Source organism: Streptomyces sp. NPDC002138 (genome assembly GCF_040296485.1).
Classification (GTDB): Bacteria; Actinomycetota; Actinomycetes; order Streptomycetales; family Streptomycetaceae; genus Streptomyces.
This window is the reverse complement of the sequence record NZ_JBEOXE010000064.1, coordinates 33,024-43,344: the sequence shown is the minus strand read 5'-3', so window position 1 is coordinate 43,344 and position 10,321 is coordinate 33,024. Positions and strand designations below refer to the sequence as shown.

13 protein-coding genes and 1 tRNA gene are annotated in these 10,321 nt (G+C 71.0%); 11 read left to right on the top strand and 3 right to left on the bottom strand.

What is annotated here, in order from left to right; translation table 11 throughout:
* Positions 1-88: 88 nt before the first annotated feature.
* Positions 89-1,675 carry a helicase HerA-like domain-containing protein gene (locus ABT084_RS30650; RefSeq protein ID WP_351050766.1) on the bottom strand — a complete coding sequence of 529 codons (1,587 nt, stop codon included), beginning with the start codon at positions 1,673-1,675 and terminating at the stop codon, positions 89-91.
* 88 nt (positions 1,676-1,763) lie between these two features.
* Here ABT084_RS30650 and ABT084_RS30645 point away from each other — a divergent pair, with 88 nt between their 5' ends.
* Together ABT084_RS30645 and ABT084_RS30640 are read left to right on the top strand one after the other, a co-directional pair.
* On the top strand, positions 1,764-2,060 hold the full coding sequence (locus ABT084_RS30645) for a type II toxin-antitoxin system VapB family antitoxin (RefSeq protein WP_330331599.1): 297 nt from the start codon (positions 1,764-1,766) through the stop codon (positions 2,058-2,060).
* A 135-nt stretch (positions 2,061-2,195) separates the two neighbouring features.
* Positions 2,196-2,879, top strand: coding sequence for a LytR C-terminal domain-containing protein (locus ABT084_RS30640; protein ID WP_351050764.1), 684 nt, complete (start codon positions 2,196-2,198; stop codon positions 2,877-2,879).
* Positions 2,880-2,990: 111 nt separating this feature from the next.
* Here the strand turns inward: ABT084_RS30640 and upp are convergent, their stop codons facing one another.
* Entirely contained in the window at positions 2,991-3,626 is a 636-nt protein-coding gene (upp, locus tag ABT084_RS30635; protein WP_351050762.1) for a uracil phosphoribosyltransferase, read from the bottom strand.
* A 216-nt stretch (positions 3,627-3,842) separates the two neighbouring features.
* On the opposite strand from upp, the gene ABT084_RS30630 reads away from it, so the two are divergent.
* From ABT084_RS30630 to ABT084_RS30590, 9 genes are all read left to right on the top strand, one after another.
* Positions 3,843-4,040 (top strand): hypothetical protein, encoded by a 198-nt coding sequence (locus tag ABT084_RS30630; protein ID WP_351050759.1) that lies wholly within the window; start codon positions 3,843-3,845, stop codon positions 4,038-4,040.
* A gap of 313 nt (positions 4,041-4,353) precedes the next feature.
* Complete coding sequence (locus tag ABT084_RS30625) at positions 4,354-4,920, top strand: tRNA adenosine deaminase-associated protein (protein ID WP_351050756.1); 567 nt, start codon at positions 4,354-4,356, stop codon at positions 4,918-4,920.
* Positions 4,920-5,543, top strand: a complete 624-nt coding sequence (gene tadA / locus ABT084_RS30620; protein WP_351050753.1) for a tRNA adenosine(34) deaminase TadA — start codon at positions 4,920-4,922, stop codon at positions 5,541-5,543. Before ABT084_RS30625 ends, tadA begins: the two co-directional genes overlap by 1 nt.
* A 138-nt stretch (positions 5,544-5,681) precedes the next feature.
* Positions 5,682-5,768: transfer RNA gene (locus tag ABT084_RS30615), tRNA-Ser, on the top strand.
* Between the two features lie 134 nt (positions 5,769-5,902).
* On the top strand, positions 5,903-6,190 hold the full coding sequence (locus tag ABT084_RS30610; RefSeq protein ID WP_351050751.1) for a hypothetical protein: 288 nt from the start codon (positions 5,903-5,905) through the stop codon (positions 6,188-6,190).
* A 368-nt stretch (positions 6,191-6,558) separates the two neighbouring features.
* Positions 6,559-6,720: a hypothetical protein gene (locus tag ABT084_RS30605; protein WP_351050749.1), complete on the top strand. Its 162-nt coding sequence runs from the start codon at positions 6,559-6,561 to the stop codon at positions 6,718-6,720.
* 220 nt (positions 6,721-6,940) lie between these two features.
* On the top strand, positions 6,941-7,894 hold the full coding sequence (locus ABT084_RS30600; protein ID WP_351050748.1) for an RNA polymerase sigma factor SigF: 954 nt from the start codon (positions 6,941-6,943) through the stop codon (positions 7,892-7,894).
* A 219-nt stretch (positions 7,895-8,113) separates the two neighbouring features.
* A complete protein-coding gene (locus ABT084_RS30595; protein ID WP_351050745.1) occupies positions 8,114-8,974 on the top strand; it encodes an RNA polymerase sigma factor SigF in 861 nt (286 codons plus the stop codon).
* An 85-nt stretch (positions 8,975-9,059) separates the two neighbouring features.
* Entirely contained in the window at positions 9,060-9,893 is an 834-nt protein-coding gene (locus tag ABT084_RS30590; RefSeq protein ID WP_351050742.1) for a hypothetical protein, read from the top strand.
* A gap of 51 nt (positions 9,894-9,944) precedes the next feature.
* Here ABT084_RS30590 and ABT084_RS30585 read toward each other — a convergent pair whose 3' ends face one another.
* Complete coding sequence (locus tag ABT084_RS30585; protein WP_351050739.1) at positions 9,945-10,163, bottom strand: hypothetical protein; 219 nt, start codon at positions 10,161-10,163, stop codon at positions 9,945-9,947.
* Positions 10,164-10,321 lie beyond the last annotated feature (158 nt).

The window sequence follows — 10,321 nt, the reverse complement described above, 5'->3', positions numbered from 1 at the left end:
GTACGTCCAGTACACGGGCCTCCGGTCGGCGCACCGAGAGCACGCACCGGACACCCCTCCTTCCCCACGCACATCCGTCAGACACCCCCTAGCGGCGCCGCTTCGCCGTGCCGAAGACCGAGCGGGAGATCTCGCGGCCCAGCTGGGTCCCGATCGAGCGGGCCAGCGAGCGGAACAGGCCGCTGCCCACCACCTGTTCGGCCAGCGAGGGGTCCGGCTTGGGCGCACCACGCGCCGCCTTCTGCGCCTCCTTCGCCTGCTTCTCGGCCGCGGCCTCGGCGGCCGCCGCCTCCGCCGCCGCCTCGGCGGCCGCCTGCTCGGCGCTGATCTTCTCGTACGCCGACTCGCGGTCGACGGGCTCGGCGTAGCGCGAGTACAGCGGCGAGGCCTTGACCGCCGTGTCCAGGGCGGCCGCTTCGACCGGCCCCATCAGCGACTGCGGCGCGCGCAGCCGGGTCGCGGCCACCGGTGTCGGCGCGCCCTTCTCGCTGAGCACGGTGATCACGGCCTCGCCGGTGCCCAGCTGGGTGAGCAGTTCCTCCAGGTCGTAGTCCGAACGGGGGAACGTCTTCACCGTCGCCTTGAGCGCCTTCGCGTCGTCCGGCGTGAAGGCGCGCAGCGCGTGCTGCACCCGGTTGCCGAGCTGGGCCAGGACATCGGCCGGCACGTCCTTCGGGGTCTGGGTCACGAAGAAGATGCCCACGCCCTTCGAGCGGATGAGCCGGACGGTCTGGGTGATCGAATCGAGGAACGCCTTCGACGCGCCGTTGAAGAGGAGGTGCGCCTCGTCGAAGAAGAAGACGAGCTTGGGCCGTTCCAGGTCGCCGACCTCCGGGAGGTCGGTGTAGAGGTCCGCGAGCAGCCACATCAGGAAGGTGGAGAAGAGCTGCGGTTTGTCCTGGACGGCGGGCAGCTCCAGCACGGAGACCGTGCCGCGGCCGTCCGCGGCCGTACGGAGGAATTCACTGGTATCGAATTCGGGCTCGCCGAAGAACTCCGAGGCACCCTGCTGCTCGAACGCCGTGAGCGCGCGCAGGATCACCCCCGCGGTGACCGTGGAGAGGCCGCCGATCCCCTTCAGCTCGGCTTTCCCCTGGTCGGAGACGAGGAAGGCGACGGTGGCCCGCAGGTCCTTGAGGTCGATGAGCTCCAGGCCCTTGGAATCCGCGTAATGGAAGATGAGGCCGAGCGACTGCTCCTGCGTCTGGTTGAGCTGGAGCACCTTCGACATCAGCACCGGACCGAAGCTGGTCACGGTCGCCCGCACCGGGATGCCGGGGCCGATGCCGCCCAGCGAGTAGAACTCGCTGGGGTGCCCGGTGGCCTGCCAGTCCTGGGCGACGTCCTTCGCCCGCTCCTCGGTCTTCGCGCTCGGCACGCCGGGAGCCGAGATACCGGAGACGTCACCCTTGATGTCGGCGAGGAAGACGGGGACGCCGTTCGCCGAGAGCTGCTCGGCGATCAGCTGGAGCGTCTTGGTCTTGCCGGTGCCGGTCGCGCCCGCGACCAGCCCGTGGCGGTTGAGCATGGACAGCGGGATCCGGATCTGGTGGTCCGGCAGGCAGGTCCCGTCCCAGAGCAGGGCTCCCAGATCGAGTGCCGGTCCGGTGAAGGCGTACCCGGCGACGATCTTGTCGGCCGCCGTTTCGCTGCTCTCGTGGCTGCTCTCGCTCATGCATCACTCCCGAAATAGCACTGTCTGCCACCTTTGCACCCTGGAGGCGAGGCTGCGCCCGCAGGCCCTTGACCGGTAGGCTTTCCGTGTGATCTTCAAGCGCATCGGAAGCGGGCGGCCGTACCCCGACCACGGCAGGGAAACCACCCGGCAGTGGGCGGACGTCGCCCCGCGCCCGGTCCGGCTCGACCAGCTCGTGACGACCAAGGGTCAGCTCGACCTCGAGACGCTGCTCGCCGAGGACTCGACCTTCTACGGCGACCTCTTCGCGCACGTCGTGAAGTGGCAGGGCGACCTCTACCTGGAGGACGGGCTGCACCGCGCCGTCCGCGCCGCGCTCCAGCAGCGCCAGGTGCTGCACGCGCGCGTCCTCGAAATGGGCTGAGACGCGCCACGGCCCGGGCGAGCCGGGTCCGTACGCCTGCCGGGAATCCCCGGGATTGCGCCTTTCGGGTCTGGATTGGCCTATGAACAGATCATTTAGTAGGCATCGTCACCGAGCCGCACTACGCTGCCGCCCATGAGCATGCTCACTCCCCCCGGCATGGGCGGAAAGTACCGCGTCACGGGAGCCGCCTACCCCCGCATGCGCCGTCCTCGGCGTCGTCGGCGGATCGTGTTGGCCGCGCTCGGCGCCGTCGTCGCACTCGCCCTCCTCGGCTACGGGGCGCTGCAGCTCATCGACGTCTTCCGAGGTGACGGCGGCAAACACACCGCCGCGGGCGGCAAGGACTGCGCGAAGACCGTCGCGAGCGCGAAACCCGCCGCCAAGAAGGACACGGCGGGCGGTGCCCGCGGTGAACCGGCGGCCAAGGCCAGCCCGGTCGCTGCGTTGCCCCAGCCCGGTCAGATCACCGTCAACGTCTACAACGCCACCCCGCGCGCGGGCCTGGCCAAGGCCGTCGGCGAGGAGTTGAAGAAGCGCGGCTTCGTCATCGGCCACGTCGGCAACGCCCCCGCCGACTTCGACAAGAAGGTCACCGGACCCGGGATACTGCTGGGCTCGCCCAAGACCGACAAGGCCGCCTTCTCGGTACTCGGCGCCCAGCTGGCCGGCGCCGCCCCGCAGACCGACACCCGCGAGGGCACGGACATCGACCTGATCCTCGGCGACTCCTTCAAGGAGCTCACCAAAAAAGAGGACGCGGACAGGACGCTGGCCATCCTGGCCAACCCCAAGCCCGCGCCCGCCGCGACCTGCTGATCTCCGAACCTGCTGATCTCTGATCCGGTCCGGTCCGGTTCTGATCCGGTCCGGACCGGTCCGTTCCCGAATCCCGTTCGGGGACGGACCGGTCAGAGCCGTTCGCCGCCGCTATTCCGCGGAGCCGTACATCCGGTCGCCCGCGTCGCCCAGGCCCGGCACGATGTAGCCGTGCTCGTTGAGGCGCTCGTCGACGGCGGCGGTCACGACCGTCACCGGCGCGCCCGCCAGCTCGCGCTCCATGACCTCGACGCCCTCGGGCGCGGCCAGCAGCACCACGGCGGTGACGTCGTCCGCGCCCCGCTTGATCAGTTCCTGGATCGCCGCGACCAGCGTGCCGCCGGTGGCGAGCATCGGGTCGACGACGTAGACCTGGCGCCCGGAGAGGTCCTCCGGCATGCGCGTCGCGTACGTGGAGGCCTCCAGGGTCTCCTCGTTGCGGACCATGCCCAGGAAGCCGACCTCGGCGGTGGGCAGCAGCCGCACCATGCCGTCGAGCATGCCGAGACCGGCGCGCAGGATCGGCACCACGAGCGGGCGCGGGTACGAGAGCTTGACGCCCGTCGTCGGGCCGACCGGAGTGGTGATGTCGCTCTGCTCCGTGCGCACGTCCCGGGTGGCCTCGTACGCGAGCAGGGTCACCAGCTCGTCGGCGAGCCGCCGGAAGGTCGGGGAGTCCGTGCGCTGGTCGCGCAGAGTGGTGAGTTTGTGCGCCACCAGCGGGTGGTCGACGACATGAATCCGCATGACTCCACAGTAACCGGGCGGACCGGGCCCCGGGGCCGTGCGGGCCGGACGGGCCCCGCGGCCCGCTCCGCCGGCCGCCCGCCCGGCTCCCTCGTGTGACCTGCCGAAATGCCGCGGCACACTGGCATCAACCCGGGGGTCGGGGGGAAGGTGATGGGCGGGGGGTCTGCTTCGCGACGCGGAGGAGGACGACCGGACCAGCCGGGGTGATGGCCGATGCCCGACGTTCAGCCGACCGAAGAGGACCGGGAAGTAGCGCAGCCGCCGGAGAGCGCGGCGCAGCGAAGGGCGCGACGCGCGCAGTTCCTGCGCGATCTCAACGAGGCCCGCGAGCTGCGCGACCGGGTGCAGCCCCGGCGTGCCCGCGCGGCCCGGATGCGCCAGCAGATGCGGATGCGTACGTTCCGCTGGTGAGCGGGTCCCGTACCCGGTCCCCGGGGCTCCGTACGGGCCCCGCCGCGCCCGCACACACGCCGTCCGCACGCCGCTCGCACGACCGCGGGCACCCCGCGCGCAGGCCCGCGGCCGGGCTCCCGGACACCCCCCGAGCAGCCCACCGGCGACACGGCACGGCACGCGGCAGCGCGGAAGACCTCTCGCAAAGCCGCTGTTTCTGCCACGATGCCGATTGGGCGGGGCACGACGGCGAGCACGACGGCCGTTCGACCCCAACCTCCGGCCGGGGGGATCTCCAACCGGCACGCCTATCACCAGTGGGAGAGTCACGGTGTACTTCGCCGCACTGCTCGCGCGCACCGAAGACGGGTGGGAAGCGAGCGACACGGATCTCGACAACGTCGAGTCGCTGACCGATCTGATCGATCTCGCCCGTTCCACCGCTGTCGACGACGACACGGTGGTCGCCCTCATCGAGCAGGAGGACGCCTGGTTCGGCGTCGTCCGCGTGGACGGGGAGGAGGACCCGCGCATCTTCGTTTCGAACGCCGCCGCGGCCTCCCGCAGCTCCTACGGCTCGATGCTCACCGACGAGCTGCTCGGCAGCGACGAGGAGGAAGTCGAACTCGACGATCTGGACCTCGACGGAACCGAGGACGGTGAAGAGGACGTGGTCGCCGTATTCGAGCAAGGTTCCTCCACCGAGGACGACGTCGACGCCGCGGACGACGAGGAGGGGACCGGCGCGGAGCCGGTGCCCGCGGGGCCGCTCGGCGACCCCCGGCTCCTCGACGACCTCGGAGTGGGCCACAAGGAGCTGCTGGACCTCGACGGGGACGCGCTCTCGCAGATCGCCGAATCGCTCGGCGCGACCGAGGTGCTGGAGGCCGTTCGCTAGTGGGCCCCGCGCACCACCCCGCCCCCGACCCCCCTTCCCATCCCGACATCGACCCCGACCCCGACATCGGCCTCGGCTCCGGCTCCGGCTCCGGCTCCGAAGTCGGCTCCGGCTCCGAAGTCGGCTCCGGCTCCGGCTCCGAGGTCGGCACCGAGGCCGGGACCGATCCCGTCCGGGACCCGTGGCGGACCTCCATGCGCCTGGCGCTGTCGGAGGCCGCCCGGGCGGTCCCGGCCGGTGACGTACCGGTCGGCGCCGTCGTGCTCGGCCCGGACGGGAGCGTGCTCTCGACCGGGTACAACGAACGCGAGGCGACCGGCGACCCCACGGCGCACGCCGAGGTGGTCGCCATTCGCCGGGCCGCCGCGCGGCTCGGCGCATGGCGGCTGCCCGGGTGCACCCTCGTGGTGACCCTGGAGCCGTGCGTGATGTGCGCGGGCGCGCTCGTACAGTCCCGGATCGCCCGCGTCGTCTACGGCGCGAGCGACGAGAAGGCGGGCGCCGCCGGGTCGCTCTGGGACCTCGTACGGGACCGGAGGCTCAACCACCGGCCCGAGGTGATCCCCGGCGTGCTCGCCGAGGAGTGCGCGCGGCAGCTGACGGGCTTCTTCCGGAACCTGTGATCCGCCGCCCGCTCCTGGGCGGGCCCTCGTCGGCTCCTGGGCCGGATCCCGGGCCGGATTCCACATCGGATCCCGGGCCGGCGCCCTCGCCGCGCATGGATTTCAGAGCACGGGCCACCTTGGGCTAAGCTCTCTCTCGGTAGCGTGTCCGAGCGGCCGAAGGAGCACGCCTCGAAAGCGTGTGATGGTGCAAGCTGTCCGTGGGTTCAAATCCCACCGCTACCGCTCTGATCCGAGAGCCCCGCCCCGCAAGGGTCGGGGCTCTCGGCGTATCGGGACGCCGTACTCCGCACCGGTGAGCCCCGGCCGTGTCCGGCGGGGCGTGCGTGACCGGCCGGGTGCTCGGCCGTTGACACGGCATGACCAAGACCCAGCGCATGCTCGCCGCCCTGGCCCTCGCGGGCGCCACCGCGGGCTTCGCCGCCGCCACCGCCCCCGTCGCCTCGGCCGCCCCGATCACCCTGCCGGACCTGCCGGTCGCCGCCCCCGGCATGCCCGCGGGCGCGACGCCCGGATCGGTCCAGGAGATCGGCGCGAAGCTGAACGACCTGAACCAGCTCAACCAGCTGATGACCATTCCGGACCAGCTCTCGCCCGTGACGAACAACGTCTCGCCGGTGACCAACCTGGTCACGGGCATCGAATAACCCCTGGAACGGCCCCATGCGCAGAAGGCCCCGACCGAGGTCGGGACCTTCTGCGCATGGGACGGGGGAAGTGGCATCGGGGGGACAAGCCACTTCCCCCGACGAGGACGGAACCTGCCAGCCCGAGCCGCAGTCAGGGGGAAGCGTGCGGCTCGGACCCCGCAGTGAGGTCCTGTCCCTCACCCACCGATTTCCTGCCAGAACCGGTGGGCGCATCACCCATCCTGCCCCTCCCGCCACCCCCTCCGCAGCGGCAAAGGGCCCGGACAGTCGGGTCATTGGTCCTTAAAGGGCAGGTGAGTGATCGAAGCTGACCGGTTAGACTCACTCGTCGTTGCAAGGACCGGCAGGGGAGGCCGAAACCGCTCGTGGACATCAAGAAGATCGTCGTGGGCGGACTCGTCGTCTTCGTGCTCTATGTGATCATCACTCAACCGGTCAAAGCGGCCGAATTTGTTCAGATCGGCTTCCAGGGCATCTCGGACGCCGCCTCGGGCATCGGCCAGTTCATGACCGAACTGGTGCGCTGAACCCGAACGCTGCTGCGGCTTCCGGACGTCCCGGCCGCCCCCCACTCCGACGGGTGGGGGGCTTTCGCGTTCCCCGTTCGATTCACATGGCACCTGAATGCGCGGCGAATGCCCAACTTGCCCTCAACACGGCGATATACGGTGCTTGCACACAGTGCACCTGTCTTGTGATGCTATGACCGCTTTTGACTGATTGGTTGACTGAAGGGGTGGCGTGACCGTGCCGGCCAGTACTGCGCCTCAGGTGCCACCCCAGCAAGACCCCCACGACGATCCACCGTCGGCCGCCGGCGCCGCAACCGCCGTGGGCGTCACCCCCGCCATCACCCCCGGCATCACCCCCGCCGCGGCCCCCGCCGGCACCGCCGTCGGCGTCGCCCCGGTCACCATCTCCCCGCGCCCGCCGAGCACCCGGGGCGCCGACACCCGGGCCCTGACCCAGGTGCTCTTCGGGCGGCTCAAGGACCTGGAACCGGGTACCAGCGAGCACAGCCGGGTCCGGGGGGCCCTCATCGAGGCGAACCTCCCCCTCGTCCGTTACGCGGCCGCCCGCTTCCGCAGCCGCAACGAGCCGATGGAGGACGTGGTCCAGGTCGGCACGATCGGGCTCATCAACGCGATCGACCGGTTCGATCCGGAGCGCGGGGTCCAGTTCCCCACCTTCGCGATGCCGACCGTGGTGGGCGAGATCAAGCGGTACTTCCGCGACAACGTCCGCACGGTCCACGTCCCGCGCCGCCTCCATGAGCTGTGGGTCCAGGTCAACGCGGCCACCGAGGACCTCACCACGCTCCACGGACGGATGCCCACGACCCCCGAGATCGCCGAGCGGCTGCGCATCGGCGAGGACGAGGTGCTGTCCTGCATCGAGGCGGGCCGCTCGTACCACGCGACCTCCCTAGAAGCCGCCCAGGAGGGCGACGGGATGCCCGGCCTGCTCGACCGGCTCGGCTACGAGGACCCCGAGCTGACCGGGGTCGAACACCGCGACCTGGTCCGCCATCTGCTCGTCCAGCTGCCCGAGCGCGAACAGCGCATCCTGCTGCTGCGCTACTACAGCAACCTGACACAGTCGCAGATCAGCGCGGAGCTGGGAGTGTCCCAAATGCACGTCTCCCGGCTGCTCGCGCGGAGCTTCGCGCGACTGCGGTCCGCAAACAGGATCGAGGCGTAACCGGAACGGGTGAAAGCCTCCGGACGCTTTACCGACAAGGTCGGTAAGACCCCTTCTGTCGCTGGAGTTATATGTCGACTTGGCGCTACAGCGTGTTGCCGACATGTGACATTCTGCTGGAACCGCGTTTGCCGCAGCCCCGCCTCCGGTATTCAGGTGGAGGCTGCGTTCCTCCGACGGGCGCGCCACCGCGACCGTCCGCGATCCCAAGGGGGTGGCATGTCCGTAGAACAGGGCAGCTCCAAGGTGCTCACGCTCATCAAGAGCGAGACGCCGGCTGTGTCCGACCGCACGGAAGCCCCGCCAGCGCCCCCGGCGCCCAACGACACCCGCTCGCTCTCCCGCTCCCTGTTCCACCGGCTCGCCGCACTGGACGCGGACAGTCCCGACCGGGCGTACGTACGCGACACCCTGATCGAGCTGAACCTGCCGCTGGTCCGCTACGCCGCGGCCCGCTTCCGCAGCCGCAACGAGCCGATGGAAGACATCGTCCAGGTCGGCACGATCGGCCTGATCAAGGCGATCGACCGGTTCGACTGCGAACGCGGCGTGGAGTTCCCGACGTTCGCGATGCCGACCGTCGTGGGCGAGATCAAGCGCTTCTTCCGCGACACCTCCTGGTCCGTCCGCGTCCCGCGCCGGCTCCAGGAGCTGCGCCTCGCGCTGACCAAGGCGAGCGACGAGCTGGCCCAGAAGCTGGACCGCTCTCCGACCGTCCCCGAGCTGGCCGCCGTCCTCGGCGTCTCGGAGGAGGACGTCGTCGACGGCCTCGCCGTCGGCAACGCCTACACGGCCTCCTCGCTCGACTCGCCCTCGCCCGAGGACGAAGGCGGCGAGGGCTCGCTCGCGGACCGTCTCGGGTACGAGGACACCGCGCTCGAAGGCGTCGAGTACCGCGAGTCGCTCAAGCCGCTGCTCGCCAAACTCCCGCCCCGGGAGCGGCAGATCATCATGCTGCGCTTCTTCGCCAACATGACCCAGTCGCAGATCGGCGAGGAGGTCGGCATCTCGCAGATGCACGTCTCGCGGCTGCTGACCCGCACCCTCGCGCAGCTGCGCCAGGGGCTGATCGGCGAGTAGCCCGGGTTGCCGGGCCCGTCGGGCGAGCCGGGTCACCATGCCGCGGGCGCTTCCCAATTGACGATCCGTCAGGAAAACTGGCGCGATGCGAAAGGGACCGCTCACCCTGCTTGCCGTGTGCGTGACCGCCGTGACCCTGACGGGCTGCGGCGGTCAGCCACGTGACGGTTACGTCGCCGTGGGCGCCGCCGCCCAGGGGCCCGAACGGGGTGCGGGGGAGACCGTGGCCCCCCAGGGCGCGGTGGAGTACCAGTCCCTGGGCAGCCCTTCGGCCGCGAGCGCCTCCGCCCAGTCCACGAGTACGTCGCCCAGCGCGCCGGGAAACCCGGCGCCCGATGGCTCCGGCGCGGGCACGGCCACCCCGGGCGCCCCCACGGGCTCCGCGAGCGCCCCCGGATCCGGCTCGGGCGGCGGCTCCGGCTCGGGCGGTATCTCCGGCTCGGGCAGCGGCTCGGGCGGCGGCTCCGCGAACACCTCGGGCGGCGCGGGCACCCCGGGCACGACCCCGCCCGCCCCGGGGGCAGCAGGCGGCTCGGGCAACCCCGGGGGCACGGGCGGCTCCGGCGGAGCGGCCACGCCGACGCCCCCGCCCGCGAAGCCCCCGGCGGCCACCCCGGCCCGGCTCCAGCTCGGCACCCCCGCCAGGTCGGCGGCAGCGGACCGCTGGTGCGAACACGTCGGCGTCACCTTCACCAACACGGGCGGCACGGCCGCGCGTGCGGGCACGGTGACCTTCTCCACCCACATCATCGGCGCGCTCGGGATCGACTGGGCCACCATCACCTCGGCCCAGCCCCTGCCCGCCCCCATAGCGGGCGGGTCGGTGAAGACGCAGACGTACACGGTGTGCGTGGAGTCCTGGCGGGTCCCCCTGGGCATGCACATCGAAACCCAGCGGGTCACCGCCACCTGGAGCTAGCTCAGCGCGCTGCAGCTCGCTTCAGCGCGGCTCGGCTCAGCGCGGCTCGGCTCAGCGCAGCGCGAGCCAGGCGACCGCGCCGATGACGACCACGAGCCCGGCCACCACCGCCAGCCACAGCCCGGTCCTGCTTGCCTGCTGCCGGTGCGAGGCGGCCGCGGCCGCCGGACGGGCGGTCTCGGCCTCGTCCACGAAGGCACGGAACATCTGGGTGTTGCCCGCGGGGTCGTAGTTGCCCTCGGGGCCCTGGGAGTTGGTGTGTGCAGCCATGGCTCAGGACCCTAGCGGGTTTTCCGATTCCTTTACCGCCCCCTCCCCTGAAATCATTTGCCTGTAGCAACCATCCGCTTATATGGTTGCTCAAAGCAACAAGATGGGGAGGGGGAGCGCGGTGCTCACGCGACACGACACACGGACCGACACACGGA

Bases quoted from the DNA above. Each gene is read 5' to 3' on its own strand.
- ABT084_RS30650 (WP_351050766.1), bottom strand. From the start codon at position 1,675: ATGAGCGAGAGCAGCCACGAGAGCAGCGAAACGGCGGCCGACAAGATC.
- ABT084_RS30640 (WP_351050764.1), top strand. From the start codon at position 2,196: ATGAGCATGCTCACTCCCCCCGGCATGGGCGGAAAGTACCGCGTCACG.
- upp (WP_351050762.1), bottom strand. From the start codon at position 3,626: ATGCGGATTCATGTCGTCGACCACCCGCTGGTGGCGCACAAACTCACC.
- ABT084_RS30630 (WP_351050759.1), top strand. From the start codon at position 3,843: ATGCCCGACGTTCAGCCGACCGAAGAGGACCGGGAAGTAGCGCAGCCG.
- ABT084_RS30610 (WP_351050751.1), top strand. From the start codon at position 5,903: ATGACCAAGACCCAGCGCATGCTCGCCGCCCTGGCCCTCGCGGGCGCC.
- ABT084_RS30595 (WP_351050745.1), top strand. From the start codon at position 8,114: ATGTCCGTAGAACAGGGCAGCTCCAAGGTGCTCACGCTCATCAAGAGC.
- ABT084_RS30590 (WP_351050742.1), top strand. From the start codon at position 9,060: ATGCGAAAGGGACCGCTCACCCTGCTTGCCGTGTGCGTGACCGCCGTG.
- ABT084_RS30585 (WP_351050739.1), bottom strand. From the start codon at position 10,163: ATGGCTGCACACACCAACTCCCAGGGCCCCGAGGGCAACTACGACCCC.